At 59.5% G+C, this 15,023-nt stretch carries 17 protein-coding genes and 1 pseudogene; 14 read left to right on the top strand and 4 right to left on the bottom strand.

The features are described 5' to 3' along the window. Positions 1-10 precede the first annotated feature (10 nt). Positions 11-475, top strand: coding sequence for a CreA family protein (locus PMI31_RS26025; protein WP_008022496.1), 465 nt, complete (start codon positions 11-13; stop codon positions 473-475). 187 nt (positions 476-662) lie between these two features. Here PMI31_RS26025 and rpsT read toward each other — a convergent pair whose 3' ends face one another. Further along, positions 663-941, bottom strand: a complete 279-nt coding sequence (gene rpsT, locus PMI31_RS26020; protein WP_007970922.1) for a 30S ribosomal protein S20 — start codon at positions 939-941, stop codon at positions 663-665. Between the two features lie 252 nt (positions 942-1,193). On the opposite strand from rpsT, the gene murJ reads away from it, so the two are divergent. From murJ to ispH, 6 genes are all read left to right on the top strand, one after another. After that, on the top strand, positions 1,194-2,732 hold the full coding sequence (gene murJ / locus PMI31_RS26015; protein ID WP_008022493.1) for a murein biosynthesis integral membrane protein MurJ: 1,539 nt from the start codon (positions 1,194-1,196) through the stop codon (positions 2,730-2,732). A 129-nt stretch (positions 2,733-2,861) separates the two neighbouring features. Next, positions 2,862-3,800, top strand: coding sequence for a bifunctional riboflavin kinase/FAD synthetase (gene ribF, locus PMI31_RS26010; protein WP_008022492.1), 939 nt, complete (start codon positions 2,862-2,864; stop codon positions 3,798-3,800). Positions 3,801-3,813: 13 nt separating this feature from the next. Next, entirely contained in the window at positions 3,814-6,645 is a 2,832-nt protein-coding gene (gene ileS / locus PMI31_RS26005; protein ID WP_008022491.1) for an isoleucine--tRNA ligase, read from the top strand. Continuing rightward, on the top strand, positions 6,638-7,150 hold the full coding sequence (gene lspA, locus PMI31_RS26000; protein WP_008022488.1) for a signal peptidase II: 513 nt from the start codon (positions 6,638-6,640) through the stop codon (positions 7,148-7,150). Before ileS ends, lspA begins: the two co-directional genes overlap by 8 nt. Before the next feature lie 7 nt (positions 7,151-7,157). Further along, a complete protein-coding gene (fkpB, locus tag PMI31_RS25995; RefSeq protein WP_177323582.1) occupies positions 7,158-7,595 on the top strand; it encodes an FKBP-type peptidyl-prolyl cis-trans isomerase in 438 nt (145 codons plus the stop codon). A 130-nt stretch (positions 7,596-7,725) separates the two neighbouring features. Beyond that, entirely contained in the window at positions 7,726-8,673 is a 948-nt protein-coding gene (gene ispH / locus PMI31_RS25990) for a 4-hydroxy-3-methylbut-2-enyl diphosphate reductase (RefSeq protein WP_008022483.1), read from the top strand. Here the strand turns inward: ispH and PMI31_RS25985 are convergent. Then, on the bottom strand, positions 8,642-9,181 hold the full coding sequence (locus PMI31_RS25985) for a GspH/FimT family pseudopilin (RefSeq protein ID WP_008022481.1): 540 nt from the start codon (positions 9,179-9,181) through the stop codon (positions 8,642-8,644). The two genes, ispH and PMI31_RS25985, sit on opposite strands and share 32 nt — an antisense overlap. Positions 9,182-9,244: 63 nt before the next feature. Here PMI31_RS25985 and PMI31_RS25980 point away from each other — a divergent pair, with 63 nt between their 5' ends. The 7 genes from PMI31_RS25980 to thiO are packed head-to-tail and all read left to right on the top strand — an operon-like array spanning position 9,245 to position 13,331. Continuing rightward, positions 9,245-9,718: a GspH/FimT family pseudopilin gene (locus tag PMI31_RS25980; RefSeq protein WP_008022479.1), complete on the top strand. Its 474-nt coding sequence runs from the start codon at positions 9,245-9,247 to the stop codon at positions 9,716-9,718. Then, complete coding sequence (gene pilV / locus PMI31_RS25975) at positions 9,715-10,164, top strand: type IV pilus modification protein PilV (protein ID WP_008022477.1); 450 nt, start codon at positions 9,715-9,717, stop codon at positions 10,162-10,164. Before PMI31_RS25980 ends, pilV begins: the two co-directional genes overlap by 4 nt. Continuing rightward, the gene (locus tag PMI31_RS25970; RefSeq protein ID WP_008022474.1) at positions 10,161-10,868 is read left to right on the top strand and encodes a PilW family protein; all 708 of its coding nucleotides are present in this window, start codon (positions 10,161-10,163) and stop codon (positions 10,866-10,868) included. The genes pilV and PMI31_RS25970 overlap by 4 nt, the downstream gene beginning before the upstream one ends. A gap of 10 nt (positions 10,869-10,878) precedes the next feature. Beyond that, positions 10,879-11,358: a pilus assembly PilX family protein gene (locus PMI31_RS25965; protein ID WP_008022472.1), complete on the top strand. Its 480-nt coding sequence runs from the start codon at positions 10,879-10,881 to the stop codon at positions 11,356-11,358. A gap of 37 nt (positions 11,359-11,395) precedes the next feature. Next, entirely contained in the window at positions 11,396-11,758 is a 363-nt protein-coding gene (locus PMI31_RS25960) for a hypothetical protein (protein WP_238539321.1), read from the top strand. A 14-nt stretch (positions 11,759-11,772) separates the two neighbouring features. Further along, positions 11,773-12,174, top strand: coding sequence for a type IV pilin protein (locus PMI31_RS25955; protein WP_008022469.1), 402 nt, complete (start codon positions 11,773-11,775; stop codon positions 12,172-12,174). Between the two features lie 56 nt (positions 12,175-12,230). Further along, positions 12,231-13,331 carry a glycine oxidase ThiO gene (gene thiO / locus PMI31_RS25950; RefSeq protein WP_008022466.1) on the top strand — a complete coding sequence of 367 codons (1,101 nt, stop codon included), beginning with the start codon at positions 12,231-12,233 and terminating at the stop codon, positions 13,329-13,331. A gap of 9 nt (positions 13,332-13,340) precedes the next feature. On the opposite strand, the gene PMI31_RS25945 is transcribed toward thiO, so the two are convergent. Beyond that, positions 13,341-14,678 carry a sigma-54-dependent transcriptional regulator gene (locus PMI31_RS25945; protein ID WP_008022465.1) on the bottom strand — a complete coding sequence of 446 codons (1,338 nt, stop codon included), beginning with the start codon at positions 14,676-14,678 and terminating at the stop codon, positions 13,341-13,343. Next, positions 14,675-14,977 (bottom strand): annotated as a pseudogene (locus PMI31_RS31660) (hypothetical protein); the annotation flags it as partial. The gene PMI31_RS25945 and the pseudogene PMI31_RS31660, both read right to left, overlap by 4 nt. Positions 14,978-15,023: the final 46 nt, after the last annotated feature.

The raw sequence follows: 15,023 nt of genomic DNA, 5'->3' as shown, positions 1-15,023 counted from the left end.
GAATACCTGAATGCGTGTAGCAAAAGGATTGTTGGGACTCCTGCTGGCGATGCCGCTGCTGGCGTCGGCCGAAGAGATCGGTCAGGTGTCGACGGTATTCAAGTTTGTCGGGCCAAATGACCGGATCGTGGTCGAGGCATTCGATGATCCCAAGGTCGACGGTGTGACCTGCTACCTGTCACGCGCCAAGACTGGTGGGGTGAAGGGTGGTCTTGGCTTGGCCGAGGATCGTGCTGAAGCCTCTATCGCTTGCCGGCAGGTCGGGCCTATCAGCTTCAAGGGTGAGCTCAAGGATGGCGACGAGGTGTTCAAGGAGCGCACGTCTCTGGTGTTCAAAACCATGCAGGTGGTGCGTTTCCTCGACAAGAAGCGCAATACGCTGGTGTACCTGGTGTATAGCGATCGCTTGATCGAGGGCAGCCCGCAGAATGCGGTGACGGCGATCCCGATCTTGCCGTGGGCCCACGCTCAATAAGCTAACGCAGGTCCAAATGTGGGAGTGCGCCTGCTCGCGAAGGTGGTGTGTCATTCAGCATCAATGTTGACTGGCAGGGGCCTCTTCGCGAGCAGGCTCGCTCCCACATTTTTTATTGCGCAGAATTCGCCAAATCGCAGGCAATAAAAAACCGACCCTGAGGTCGGTTTTTTAATGAACGGGTCGCTTAGGCAGCAGCGGCAACGTTCAGGGCCTTGACGTGGCCATTCAGGCGGCTCTTATGACGAGCGGCCTTGTTCTTGTGGATGATGCCTTTATCGGCCATACGGTCGATAACTGGCACAGCCAGAACGTAAGCGGCTTGAGCTTTGGCAGCGTCTTTTGCGTCGATGGCCTTAACTACATTCTTGATGTAGGTACGAACCATGGAACGCAGGCTGGCGTTGTGGCTGCGACGCTTCTCAGCCTGTTTTGCACGTTTTTTGGCGGAAGGTGAGTTGGCCACCGTCGAGCTCCTCGAAAGACTTTTTAGGAAATAGCAAACAAAATAGGCCGCGAATCATGCCGATGAGTTGATGTGTTGTCAAGGGCGGTTGATGCGTTCCGCTGAGTGGTCGATCTAAAGAGGCGGGATATTTATTTCCGGCGCTTGACCTGTAAACTCGCGAGCTTTGGCTCTGTGCTGTTGCGGCGCGGAGTATCGCATAAGTGGGCGCGTAGTTCGCCTGCTGTTTATCGACAGGCACAAACTCTTTCCATGAATCTGCTCAAATCGTTGGCCGCCGTCAGCTCTATCACGATGCTTTCCCGGATTCTGGGATTTGTTCGGGACACCCTCATCGCACGTGCATTTGGCGCGGGAATGGCGACCGACGCCTTCTTTATCGCCTTCAAATTGCCCAATCTGCTGCGGCGGATCTTTGCCGAAGGGGCGTTTTCCCAGGCGTTCGTGCCGATTCTTGCCGAATACAAGAGCCAGAAGGGCGAAGAGGCGACGCGAACCTTCATAGCTTATGTCTCGGGCCTGCTGACGCTGGTGCTGGCGCTGGTCACGGTATTGGGCATGATCGCTGCGCCGTGGGTCATCTGGGTGACCGCGCCGGGTTTCACCAACACCCCGGAAAAATTCGAACTGACCTCCAGCCTGTTGCGGGTGACCTTTCCGTACATTCTGCTGATTTCCCTGTCGTCGTTGGCCGGTGCGATCCTCAATACCTGGAACCGTTTTTCGGTGCCGGCCTTCGTGCCAACCCTGCTGAACGTCAGCATGATCATCTTTTCGGTGTTTTTGACGCCGTACTTCGATCCGCCCGTCATGGCGCTTGGCTGGGCGGTACTGGCCGGCGGCCTGGCGCAGTTGCTCTATCAGCTGCCGCACCTGAAAAAGATCGGCATGCTGGTGCTGCCGCGCCTGAACCTGCGCGACACGGGGGTCTGGCGGGTGATGAAGCAAATGCTGCCGGCAATCCTCGGTGTCTCGGTGAGCCAGATTTCGCTGATCATCAATACTATCTTCGCTTCGTTCCTGGTTGCCGGCTCCGTGTCGTGGATGTATTACGCCGACCGTTTGATGGAGCTGCCATCTGGCGTGCTGGGTGTGGCGCTGGGGACGATTCTGTTGCCGACCCTGGCCAAGACCTACGCCAACAAGGATCGTCATGAGTATTCGCGCATTCTCGACTGGGGCTTGCGCCTCTGCTTCGTATTGGTGCTGCCTTGCTCGCTGGCATTGGGGATTTTGGCGGAGCCGCTGACGGTTTCCCTGTTCCAGTACGGCCAGTTCGATGCGTTTGATGCATCGATGACCCAGCGTGCCTTGATCGCCTACTCGGTCGGGTTGCTCGGGATTATCATGATCAAAGTGCTGGCCCCTGGCTTTTATGCGCAACAAAATATCCGTACACCGGTAAAAATCGCGATTTTCACCCTGGTGGTGACCCAGCTGTTCAACTTGATGCTGATCGGGCCGCTGGCTCACGCTGGCCTGGCCTTGGCGATCAGTGTCGGCGCCTGTCTCAATGCCGGGTTGCTGTTCTATCAACTGCGTAAGCAGCAGATGTACCAGCCGCAGCCGGGCTGGGCGAAGTTCACGTTCAAGCTGGTGGTCGCGGTGGCGGTGATGTCCGCGGTACTGTTGGGGACAATGTATTTCATGCCGGCCTGGGATCAAGGGCATATGCTCGAACGCTTCCTGCGTCTGGGGGCGTTGGTGGCGGCGGGTGTGGTGGCTTATTTCGGCATGTTAGTGTTGATGGGCTTCCGTTTGCGCGACTTCAATCGCAAAGCGCTGGGCTGAGGTTCTGGCCTCGATAAACACGGGCGAGCCGGCGGTTTTGTCGGCTCGATCACTTTGGGTTACGGTGTTGCCTGTCGTCGGCCGCCGGGTGTGGTTATAATCGACCACTTTATGAGCAAGAAGCGCGTTATGCAGCTGGTTCGAGGCCTCCAAAATCTGCGCCCCCAGCATCGGGGCTGTGTCGCCACTATTGGCAACTTTGACGGTGTACACCGTGGCCACCAGGCTATCCTGGCGCGGCTGCGTGAGCGTGCGCTCGAGTTGGGCGTGCCCAGTTGCGTGGTGATTTTCGAGCCGCAACCGCGAGAGTTCTTTGCTCCGGAGACTGCACCGGCCCGTCTGGCCCGTCTGCGGGACAAGCTGCAATTGTTGGCTGCCGAAGGCGTCGACCGTGTTCTGTGCCTGGCTTTCAACCAGCGCCTGAGCAAGCTCAGCGCCAGCGAATTTGTCGATACCATTCTGGTGGACGGCCTGGGTGTCCAGCACCTGGAGGTCGGTGATGACTTCCGTTTCGGCTGTGATCGCTTGGGAGATTTCGATTTTCTGCAACAGGCCGGCATCGTTCAGGGGTTTACCGTCGAAGCGGCGCAAACCGTCGAGCTCGATGGGATCCGGGTCAGCAGCACGCAGGTGCGCAATGCCTTGGCCGCCGCGGATTTCGCCCTGGCCGAACGCCTGCTCGGGCGGCCGTACCGGATCGCCGGTCGCGTATTGCATGGCCAGAAGCTCGCTCGGCAGCTGGGTACGCCCACCGTCAACATACAACTCAAGCGTCGTCGCGTACCGTTTACCGGGGTTTACCTGGTGGACGTCGAGATCGACGGCAAGACCTGGCCCGGCGTCGCCAATATCGGCGTGCGGCCCACGGTTCAAGGTGATGGCAAAGCCCACCTGGAAGTGCATCTTTTAGATTTTGCCGGCGATCTGTATGACCGGCGTTTAACGGTGGTTTTCCACCACAAGCTGCGTGAAGAGCAGCGTTTCGCCTCTCTGGAGGCGCTGAAAACGGCGATCAACGCGGATGTCGCCGCCGCCCGTGCACTAGCCGCACCTAGCGCCCATCGCTAATGAAGAGCCTTAAATGACCGACTATAAAGCCACGCTAAACCTTCCGGACACCGCCTTCCCAATGAAGGCCGGCCTGCCTCAGCGCGAACCGCAGATTCTGCAGCGCTGGGACAGCATTGGCCTGTACGGAAAGTTGCGCGAGATTGGCAAGGATCGTCCGAAGTTCGTCCTGCACGACGGTCCTCCGTACGCCAACGGCACGATTCACATCGGTCACGCACTGAACAAGATTCTCAAGGACATGATCATCCGCTCGAAGACCCTGTCGGGCTTCGACGCGCCTTATGTCCCCGGCTGGGACTGCCACGGGCTGCCGATCGAGCACAAGGTCGAAGTGACCCACGGCAAGAACCTGGGCGCGGACAAGACCCGCGAACTGTGCCGCGCGTACGCCACCGAGCAGATCGAAGGCCAGAAATCCGAATTCATCCGTCTGGGCGTGTTGGGCGACTTCGCCAACCCGTACAAGACCATGGACTTCAAGAACGAGGCCGGCGAAATCCGCGCCTTGGCCGAGATCGTCAAGGGCGGTTTCGTATTCAAGGGCTTGAAGCCCGTGAACTGGTGCTTCGACTGCGGTTCGGCCCTGGCTGAAGCGGAAGTCGAGTACGAGAACAAGAAGTCCTCGACCATCGACGTCGCGTTCCCGATTGCCGATGAAGCCAAACTGGCGGCCGCTTTCGGTCTGCCATCGCTGGCCAAGCCTGCTTCGATCGTGATCTGGACCACCACCCCGTGGACCATTCCGGCCAACCAGGCGCTGAACGTTCACCCGGAATTCAACTACGCCCTGGTCGACGTCGGCGACAAACTGCTGGTGTTGGCTGAAGAGCTGGTCGAGTCGTGCCTGGCGCGCTATTCGCTGGAAGGCTCGGTGATCGCTACCGCCAACGGCTCAGCGCTGGAACTGATCAACTTCCGTCACCCGTTCTACGACCGTCTGTCGCCGGTATACCTGGCCGACTACGTTGAACTGGGCGCCGGTACCGGTGTGGTTCACTCCTCTCCGGCCTACGGCGTGGACGACTTCGTGACCTGCAAGAAGTACGGCATGGTCAACGATGACATCCTCAACCCGGTACAAAGCAACGGCGTTTACGTACCGTCGCTGGAGTTCTTCGGCGGTCAGTTCATCTGGAAGGCCAACCCGGCCATCGTCGACAAGCTGACCGAAGTCGGTGCGCTGCTGCACACCACCGTCATCGAACACAGCTACATGCACTGCTGGCGCCATAAGACCCCGCTGATCTACCGCGCCACCGCGCAGTGGTTCATCGGCATGGACAAGCAGCCGACCACCGGCGACACCCTGCGCCAACGCTCGCTCAAGGCCATTGAAGACACCAAGTTCGTTCCGGCCTGGGGTCAGGCGCGCCTGCATTCGATGATCGCCAACCGTCCGGACTGGTGCATCTCCCGTCAGCGCAACTGGGGCGTGCCGATCCCGTTCTTCCTGAACAAGGAAAGCGGCGAGCTGCACCCACGTACCGTCGAGCTGATGGAAGAAGTGGCCAAGCGCGTTGAAGTCGAAGGTATCGAAGCCTGGTTCAAGCTGGATGCCGCCGAACTGCTGGGCGCTGAAGCGCCGCAGTACGACAAGATCAGCGACACCCTGGACGTCTGGTTCGACTCCGGCACCACGCACTGGCACGTCCTGCGCGGTTCGCACCCGATGGGCCACGAAACCGGCCCGCGCGCCGACCTGTACCTGGAAGGCTCGGACCAGCACCGTGGCTGGTTCCACTCGTCGCTGCTGACCGGTTGCGCCATCGACAACCACGCACCGTATCGCGAACTGCTGACTCACGGCTTCACCGTCGACGAGTCCGGCCGCAAGATGTCCAAGTCCCTGGGCAACGTGATCGCGCCGCAGAAAGTCAACGACACCCTGGGCGCCGACATCATGCGTCTGTGGGTCGCCTCGACCGATTACTCGGGTGAAATGGCGGTTTCCGAGCAGATCCTGCAACGCAGTGCGGACGCCTACCGGCGTATCCGTAACACCGCGCGTTTCCTGCTTTCCAACCTGACCGGCTTCAACCCGGCCACCGACCTGCTGCCGGCTGAAGAAATGCTGGCACTGGACCGTTGGGCCGTGGACCGTACCCTGCTGCTGCAACGCGAGCTGCAGGAGCACTACGGCGAATACCGCTTCTGGAACGTGTACTCGAAGATCCACAACTTCTGCGTGCAGGAGCTGGGCGGCTTCTATCTCGACATCATCAAGGATCGCCAGTACACCACTGGCGCCGACAGCAAGGCCCGCCGTTCGTGCCAGACCGCGCTGTTCCACATCTCCGAAGCGCTGGTGCGCTGGATCGCGCCGATCCTGGCGTTCACCGCCGACGAACTGTGGCAGTACCTGCCGGGCGAGCGTAACGAGTCCGTCATGCTCAACACCTGGTACGAAGGCCTGAGCGAACTGCCGGAAGGCTTCGAGCTGGATCGCGCTTACTGGGACCGGATCATGGCGGTCAAGGTTGCGGTCAACAAGGAAATGGAAATCCAGCGTGCAGCCAAGGCTGTCGGTGGCAACCTGCAAGCCGAAGTGACGCTGTTCGCCGAAGACGCGCTGACCGCCGATCTGGCCAAACTCAGCAACGAACTGCGCTTCGTGCTGATCACGTCGACCGCCAGCGTTGCACCATTGGTGCAGGCACCGGCCGATGCCGTGGTCACCGAAGTCAGCGGCCTGAAGCTCAAGATCGTCAAGTCGAGCCACGCCAAGTGCGCCCGTTGCTGGCACTGCCGCGAAGACGTCGGCGTGAACCCGGAGCATCCGGAAATCTGCGGCCGTTGCGTGGATAACATCAGCGGCGCCGGCGAGGTCCGTCACTATGCCTAATGCCGTTGGCCGTTTCGGACGGCTGAGCTGGCTCTGGTTGAGTTTGCTGGTCCTGGTCATCGACCAGGCCAGCAAGTTCTACTTCGAAGGCAAGCTCCAGATGTACCAGCAGATCGTGATCATCCCCGATTACTTCAGCTGGACCCTGGCCTACAACACAGGCGCGGCGTTCAGCTTCCTGGCTGACAGCTCCGGCTGGCAGCGCTGGCTGTTTGCGGTGATCGCTGTCGTGGTCAGTGCGGTGCTGGTGGTGTGGCTCAAGCGTCTGGGGCGTAACGAGACCTGGCTGGCGGTTGCGCTGGCACTGGTGCTCGGCGGCGCGCTGGGCAATCTGTATGACCGCATTGCCTTGGGCCATGTGATCGATTTCATTCTGGTGCATTGGCAGAACCGCTGGTATTTCCCGGCGTTCAACTTTGCCGACAGTGCAATCACTGTAGGCGCTGTCATGCTGGCACTGGATATGTTCAAAAGTAAAAAGACCGGAGAAACCGTTCATGACTGAACAGGTATTGGCTGAGCAGCGTATCGGCCAGAACACGGAAGTCACCTTGCACTTCGCATTGCGCCTGGAGAACGGCGACACGGTGGACAGCACCTTCGACAAGGCCCCGGCGACCTTCAAGGTCGGTGACGGCAACCTGTTGCCAGGTTTCGAAGCAGCCCTGTTCGGTTTCAAGGCCGGTGACAAGCGTACACTGAGCATCGAGCCGGAAAACGCTTTCGGCCAGCCTAACCCGCAAAACGTGCAGGTCATCCCGCGCTCACAGTTCCAGGACATGGAACTGTCGCCTGGCTTGCTGGTGATCTTCAACGATGCGGCCAATACTGAATTGCCGGGCGTGGTCAAAGAGTTCGACGATGTGCAAGTGACCGTCGACTTCAATCACCCGCTGGCGGGCAAAACGCTGACCTTTGATGTGGAAATCATTTCCGTCAAAGCGTTGTAAACGCTTTTCTGTAGGAGCCGGCTTGCCGGCGAAGGGTCTCAAGTCTTGCAGTGACTCTGCTGGCCCCTTCGCTGGCAAGCCAGCTCCTACAATTGATCTAATTTCTTGCGCGCAAGACACGAGGCACAGCATGCAAATCAAACTCGCCAATCCCCGTGGCTTCTGCGCCGGTGTGGACCGGGCGATCGAAATCGTCAACCGCGCCCTGGAAGTCTTCGGGCCGCCGATCTACGTGCGCCACGAAGTGGTCCACAACAAATTTGTCGTCGAAGACCTGCGCTCCCGTGGTGCAGTTTTCGTCGAGGAGCTGGATCAGGTGCCGGACGACGTCATCGTGATCTTCAGTGCCCATGGCGTTTCCCAGGCCGTGCGCAGCGAAGCGGCAGGTCGTGGGCTGAAAGTCTTCGACGCCACCTGCCCGCTGGTGACCAAGGTCCACATCGAAGTGGCACGCTACAGCCGTGACGGTCGTGAATGCATTCTCATCGGCCACGCCGGTCACCCGGAAGTCGAAGGCACCATGGGCCAGTACGATGCCAGCAATGGCGGTGCGATCTACCTGGTCGAAGATGAGAAAGATGTCGCAGCATTGCAGGTGAACAACCCTGAAAAGCTCGCCTTCGTGACCCAGACCACCTTGTCGATGGACGACACCAGTCGTGTTATCGACGCCCTGCGTTCGCGCTTCCCGGCCATCGGCGGACCGCGCAAGGACGACATTTGCTATGCCACGCAAAACCGTCAGGACGCGGTCAAGCAACTGGCCGACGAGTGTGACGTGGTGCTGGTGGTCGGCAGCCCGAACAGCTCCAACTCCAATCGCCTGCGCGAATTGGCAGAACGCATGTCCACACCGGCCTACCTGATCGACGGTGCCGAAGACCTGCAAAAGAGCTGGTTTGACGGTGTCGAGCGTATCGGCATCACCGCAGGCGCCTCCGCCCCGGAAGTTCTGGTGCGCGGCGTGATCCAGCAGTTGCAGGCCTGGGGTGCCACCGGTGCCGATGAACTGGCCGGTCGCGAGGAGAACATCACGTTCTCGATGCCTAAAGAGCTGCGCGTTCGCTCGTTGCTCTGAGTTTTTTCCTTTCTTCGCATAACGGCTGCTCAGCCTTGTCGCTGCGCAGGCTGACGCGACCGGTCCGGGCCAACACCACCTGATGTTGGCTCACCGGCTCGCGGATTGCACAAATGTGCAATGTCCCTCCAATCAGTGATTCGCCCTGGCCTCTGAATCGTATAGAGCGTTCGACCGGGCCGTTCCCCACAATCGACACGCGTGTGCCGCTCCGGCGTTCGGCCAGCAGTGGATTGTCGCTGTCCATATCGCCTTTGCCGCTGATATCCAGAATGATCCGCCAGCCCAGGCTCCAGTCGCCATTGATGCCGTGAATCACCACGGCCTGGTTGCGGACGATGGCTTCGGTTCGGGCGGTGCGAATGCCACTGAAAAGCGCCTGTGCCGCTTGCCCTCTCTGGTTCGACTCGATCAGCGTTGAGAACACCGGACTGACCAGGTGCAGAACAATTCCTGTAATTGCCAGTCCCATGAGCAGTTCGATCAGGCTGAAGCCTCGTTGGCGCATGACATCTCCCTCCGTGGCGCGCTGTGCAAGAGCAGGTATAGCCGAAGGAAACAGAAGGCCCCGATGGATCATCGTACAAAAGGTTTCACTCTGATCGAGTTGCTGGTCGCGATTGCGATCCTTCTGATTCTGCTGACTGTGGCTGTCCCGGCGTTTATCCGTTCGACGCAAACGACGAGGGCTGATACTGAGATCCTTGGCCTGCGTCGAGCCCTGAACTTTGCCCGCCTCGAAGCCATCGAACGGGGCAATACCACACGGGTTCGCCCGACGGCCGGTGGGGATGTCTGGAGTGGGGAGCTGGCGGTTTACGACGGTACTGGCGCTTTGGCCAATGTATTGCGGGTTGTTCCGGCGATGAGCGGCGGTGCAACTCTGGCGCTAACCTCGGGTGTGTCTGCCATCGATTTCAATAGTATGGGCGGATTGTCGTCACCGTCCTCAGAGGTGGTGATCAGCTATCGGCGGGGAGCGCAAAGCAGGACGCTGACCGTGTGTTTGAACGGACGAATCCTATTGGGTGGTAGTTGCGGATGAGGGCAGGGAAGCAAGGCGCACAAGAGGGCATGACGCTGGTCGAAGTCCTGGTGGCATTGGTCATTCTGGGAGTGGGGTTACTGGGGGCCGCGGCGGTTCAGCTCAATGCGCTGAAGTACACCGATAGTGCGCGCATGACCAGTCAGGCCAGTTTTATCGCCTACGACATGATGGACCGCATTCGCGCCAACGCCGCTGCGGACTACACCATCGCGCCGCCCGCTACGGGCAATCCGGGTGTTGCCCGGGATCAGGACCTGTTCGACTTCAAATCCAACATTGTCAGCTCGCTCGGCGCCACTGCGACGGGCAGTGTCACCGTCAATCAGCAGGTGTACACCATCACGATTACCTGGGATGACTCACGGGCTGCAAATGCTGCCGACTCGCGGCGCAGCTTTGTCCTTGGCAGCCGCACGGCCATTGATCCGGCGGTGATCCCGTGAGTCGCCGCAGCAAAGGCTTTGGTCTGATCGAGATGCTGATCGCCCTGGCATTGAGCCTGATCGTGGTGCTGGGCGTGGTACAGGTTTTCATCGCGGCCAAGAACACGTATCTCAGCCAGAATGCGGCCGCGAACATGCAGGAGGACGCGCGTTTCGTGTTGAGCAAAATGATTCAGGAAATCCGCATGGTCGGGATGTTCGGTTGCCTGGAAACGATCACTGATGCAAGTAAGAAAGGTGATTTCCATGCCAATCGTATGACGCCGATCCGTTGGGATAATGGACGCCGCAGTTTGGCGCTGGTTACGGCGGATATCGGCGGCAATGGCGACAAACCGGACTGGACCGTGCTTTCCGATTGTCGAAACAACTCGACGGCCTACAGCGACAGTGCGACACCCGTGGCAGGGCAACTGGCCTTTCCAATACGGCAACTGACTTACAGCTTCAGCAACCACCAGCTGTTTATGGGGGGCGGGGCCGCAAAACCACAGGTCTTGGTGGACAACGTAAGTGCTTTTGATGTGAGCTTCGGCCTGGCCAGCTCTGCCACCGATCTGGCTGCTTCCCGCTACAGCAGCAACCCACCGGACCCCGCGCTGATTCGTAGCGTTCGCCTGAGCTTGACGCTCACCGATCCGAACCACCGGGTGAGCGATCAAACCTTCAACGCAGTGGCTGCTCTACGCAACCGCTTGCCATGAGGGAATGCCAATGAACCGTTCTCCCATGACAGATGACACCCAGCGCGGCATGGCACTGCTGGTCAGTCTGGTGTTCTTGCTCTTGCTGACGCTGATTGGTCTTTCATCGATGCAGAGCGCCACCCTGCAGGAAAAAATGGCCGGTAGCGTCGCCTTGCGCAACCAGTCGTTTCAGACTGCCGAAGCTGCATTGCGGGTGGGCGAGAGTGCAGTGCAACGGGACAGCTATGTGCTGCCTGATTGCAGCGGCATCGTTCAATGTGCGCCGCCGTCCGAGTCCTCGACTATTACCGCTGCCGGTTTCAATGCCACTTCCGGGGTGACCTGGATTGCATCGGGCAACGGCTTTTATGGCGTGCAAAACATTGGTGTCAGCCGAGACGCGGTGAATGTGCCAATCAATACCCCTGCGACCTTGTATCGGGTAACGGCAGTGGGCATCGCGGGTCATTCGCGCAGCGTGGTGGAGAGCATCTATGCGAAGTACTGAGCGATATCTCAGGCTGTGGCCACAACTGTTCGGATTCGTGGCCGCGCTGAACCTGACGGTTTCGGCGCACGCTGCCAGGCCATCGGATTCGCCAGCGCTGAACCGGCCAACCTGCCTGGCGAATGGCAACTGGTACGGGTTCTACCACAGCAATCAGGGATTGAAAGCCGTCTGCCTGAGGCTGCCCGCTGCGATCAGCGTTAAGATGCTCGACAGCAACGCCGATGGCGTGGTCGACAACATCGACACGCTGTCCGATGGCGTGATCTTTGTTGGAGAGCATTCGCCCCAGGACGTCAGCGACAATGGCGGGGGCGTGAACGATTCCACTGGCGACGATACGCCGGGAATGGAAAAATCCGGCGGTAGCCGTCGCATCATGTGGCGACAAATACAGTAAGTGAGAGTTGAGGCATGCGTAGTACCAACCGCGGTTTTACCCTGATCGAAATCATGATCGTGATTGCGATCATCGGGATTGTCATGACCATTGCTGCCCCGAGTTTCACCGAGTACCTGAACAAGGGCCGCCGCGCAGAAGTGGCGGGTCTGCTCTCGGAGCAGGCGCAGATCCTGGAGCGCTTCTACTCGCAGAAAAATGTCTACACCGATGCAACGGGCCTCAGTGCCGGCAATGATTACTACAGGATCACACCGACCTTGACCGACCAGACCTTTCTGCTGACGGCGGTGCGCAAGGCTGACTCGAGCATGGCCACTGACAAGTGCGGTGATCTGACCATCAGCAACACCGGTGTCCTTGGCATGGTCAACGCAAAATCCGGCCTGACCAGCAAAGACTGCTGGGGGCGCTGAGTCTCCTTTTCGGGTGTCCTTTGCACCCTCTGTCTATTTAACGATTGGATCAGAACATGACCAGGCAACAGCAAGTGGTGATTGTCGGCGGTGGGGTGATTGGTTTGCTGACGGCATTCAATCTCGCCTCCGAAGTGCAAAGCGTTGTGCTGCTGGATCGCTCGAACGTCGGCCAGGAATCGTCCTGGGCCGGCGGCGGCATCGTTTCGCCGCTTTACCCGTGGCGCTACAGCCCGGCGGTCACTGCGTTGGCGCACTGGTCCCAGGATTATTATCCACAACTGGGCGAGCGCTTGTTTGCCGCCACCGGCGTTGATCCTGAGGTGCACACCACTGGTCTGTACTGGCTGGATCTGGATGACGAGGCTGAAGCGCTGGCATGGGCCGCCCGGGAGCATCGTCCGTTGAGCGCGGTGGATATTTCGGTCGCGCACGACGCCGTGCCGGTACTGGGCGGAGGTTTTTCCCGGGCGATCTACATGGCCGACGTTGCCAACGTGCGTAATCCGCGCCTGGTGAAGTCACTCAAGGCCGCATTACTGGCGCTGCCGAACGTGACGATCCATGAACAGTGCGAAGTCAGCGGGTTTGTACGTGACGGCAACAAAGTGGTCGGCGTGCAGACTCACGCAGGTACTGTCCTGGGCGATCAAGTCGTTCTGACGGCAGGGGCCTGGAGTGGTGATTTGCTCAAGCATCTTGACCTGACGCTGCCGGTCGAGCCGGTGAAAGGGCAGATGATTCTCTACAAGTGTGCGGCGGATTTCCTGCCGAGCATGGTCCTGGCCAAGGGCCGTTATGCGATTCCCCGGCGCGACGGACACATACTGATCGGCAGTACCCTGGAGCATGAAGGCTTTGACAAGACGCCGACCGGGTCGGCACTTGAAAGCCTGAAGGCGTCGGCGGTGGAGTTGATCCCGGCGCTGGCCGATGCCGAAGTGGTGGGGCATTGGGCCGGATTGCGCCCGGGATCACCCGAGGGCATTCCTTATATCGGCCCGGTGCCGGGTTTTGACGGGCTCTGGCTCAACTGCGGGCATTACCGTAACGGGTTGGTGCTGGCGCCAGCGTCATGCCAGTTGTTTGCCGATGTGATGCTGGGCCGGGTACCCATTATCGATCCGGCGCCTTATGCGCCTGCCGGGCGGCTCTGACTAGCGGACTCAATCCAGTCCCAGCTTCTTGAGCCGGTAACGCATCGACCTGAATGACAGATTCAACCGCTGAGCCGCCGCTGTGCGGTTCCAGCGGGTTTCCTCCAGGGCCTGGAGCAGCAGTTGGCGTTCGACGTTTTCCAGGTAGGTTTCCAGGTTGTCGATCCGGGTCAGGTCCGGCAGGCCACCTTCTGCCCCACAGTTGCCTTCGGCCAGGCGCAGGTCGCCGGCTTCGATCTGATTGTTCTCACACAGGGTGTGCGCCCGTTCGAGCATGTTTTCCAGTTCCCGCACATTGCCTGGGAAGCGATAGTTTTTCAGCGCATCGAGGGCGTGGGGGTGGAGTCTCGCCGCAGGTTGACCGGTATCGGCGGCCAGGCGCTTGAGCATGTGGCTGGCCAGCATTTCAATGTCGTCACGACGCTCGCGCAAGGGCGGCACCCGGAGTTCGATCACGTTCAAACGGTAGTAAAGATCATGACGAAATCGCCCGGCGGCGACTTCGGCGCCAAGGTCCTTGTGTGTGGCACAGAGAATGCGCACATCCACCGCCACTTCCTGCTGCCCGCCAACGCTGCGTACGGCTTTCTCCTGAATCGCGCGCAGCAGTTTGACCTGCATTGCCAGCGGCAGGTCAGCCACTTCGTCGAGGAGCAGGGTGCCGCCGTGGGCGGTCTGGAACAGACCGGGCTTGTCTTCGATGGCGCCGCTGAAACTGCCTTTGCGGTGGCCGAAAAACTCGCTCTCCAACAGTTCCGAAGGAATCGCTGCGCAGTTGATCGCAATGAACGGCTGATTGGCGCGGGGGCTTTGATCATGGATCAGGCGCGCGACCAATTCCTTGCCGCTGCCGGATTCTCCGCTGATGTATACCGTCGCATGGCTGCTGGCCAGTTTGGTGATGTGTTTACGCAGGTTGCGCATGGGCAATGAGTCGCCCAGCAAGCGACGATCGATGCCAACCCCGCGGGCAGGAAGCAGCAGGGCGCTGGTGACCAGTTCACGCAGGCGGGTAAGGTCCACCGGTTTGGTCAGGAAGTCGAATGCCCCGGCCTTGAGCACATCGATCGCGGTTTCGAGACTGGCATAGGCGGTGATCATCGCCACCTGGACCTGAGGGTGACGTTGCTGGATGTGCTGCACCAGCTCCAGGCCGGTACCATCCGACAACTGCATATCGGTCAGGCATAGATCGAAGCTTTCGCGTTTTAGCAGGGATCGCGCTTCGCCGACGTTGCGGGCGTTGAACGTCTCCAGTTTCATCCTTCCCAGGGAGATTTCCAGGAATTCGCGTACTTCCGGTTCGTCATCGACGATCAAGACTTTTTGCCGTGGTCTGGTGTTCAACGTGGGTTCCGTCCGTGAGCAAAGGTCATGCAAAAGCAGCCGCTTTCCTGGCGTGCCTTGAAGTCTAGGCGGGACAGAATGCTTTCGCCCGGCTCGCCGGACAGATAAGGCCCCAGGCCCTTGATTTGGGGGGTGGGGGCTTCGTTATCGAGTATTTCCAGTGATTTCAAATCGAGCTGTAGCGGCGAAATTTGCTCGCGGCGCCACAGGTGCAGGACGTTTTCGATTACCCGGTTCATTCGCAGAGTGTGGTCTTGAATAATCTGCGTCAGACGTCGATCGACGCCTTTCAGTTCCTTGAGTACGCGCGATAGTGCTCAATCGGTCGCCATTTCGGGTGACGCA

This window comes from Pseudomonas sp. GM55, from assembly GCF_000282395.1.
In the GTDB taxonomy this organism is placed as follows: domain Bacteria; phylum Pseudomonadota; class Gammaproteobacteria; order Pseudomonadales; family Pseudomonadaceae; genus Aquipseudomonas; species Aquipseudomonas fluorescens_CC.
This window is presented reverse-complemented; position numbering and strand designations above follow the sequence as displayed.

Excerpts from the sequence above, each read along its gene's own strand:
- PMI31_RS25965 (WP_008022472.1), top strand. The coding sequence starts at position 10,879 with ATGAACCGTTCTCCCATGACAGATGACACCCAGCGCGGCATGGCACTG.
- thiO (WP_008022466.1), top strand. The coding sequence starts at position 12,231 with ATGACCAGGCAACAGCAAGTGGTGATTGTCGGCGGTGGGGTGATTGGT.
- PMI31_RS25980 (WP_008022479.1), top strand. The coding sequence starts at position 9,245 with ATGGATCATCGTACAAAAGGTTTCACTCTGATCGAGTTGCTGGTCGCG.
- ispH (WP_008022483.1), top strand. The coding sequence starts at position 7,726 with ATGCAAATCAAACTCGCCAATCCCCGTGGCTTCTGCGCCGGTGTGGAC.
- murJ (WP_008022493.1), top strand. The coding sequence starts at position 1,194 with ATGAATCTGCTCAAATCGTTGGCCGCCGTCAGCTCTATCACGATGCTT.
- PMI31_RS25985 (WP_008022481.1), bottom strand. The coding sequence starts at position 9,181 with ATGCGCCAACGAGGCTTCAGCCTGATCGAACTGCTCATGGGACTGGCA.
- ribF (WP_008022492.1), top strand. The coding sequence starts at position 2,862 with ATGCAGCTGGTTCGAGGCCTCCAAAATCTGCGCCCCCAGCATCGGGGC.
- PMI31_RS25955 (WP_008022469.1), top strand. The coding sequence starts at position 11,773 with ATGCGTAGTACCAACCGCGGTTTTACCCTGATCGAAATCATGATCGTG.
- pilV (WP_008022477.1), top strand. The coding sequence starts at position 9,715 with ATGAGGGCAGGGAAGCAAGGCGCACAAGAGGGCATGACGCTGGTCGAA.
- PMI31_RS26025 (WP_008022496.1), top strand. The coding sequence starts at position 11 with ATGCGTGTAGCAAAAGGATTGTTGGGACTCCTGCTGGCGATGCCGCTG.
- ileS (WP_008022491.1), top strand. The coding sequence starts at position 3,814 with ATGACCGACTATAAAGCCACGCTAAACCTTCCGGACACCGCCTTCCCA.
- lspA (WP_008022488.1), top strand. The coding sequence starts at position 6,638 with ATGCCTAATGCCGTTGGCCGTTTCGGACGGCTGAGCTGGCTCTGGTTG.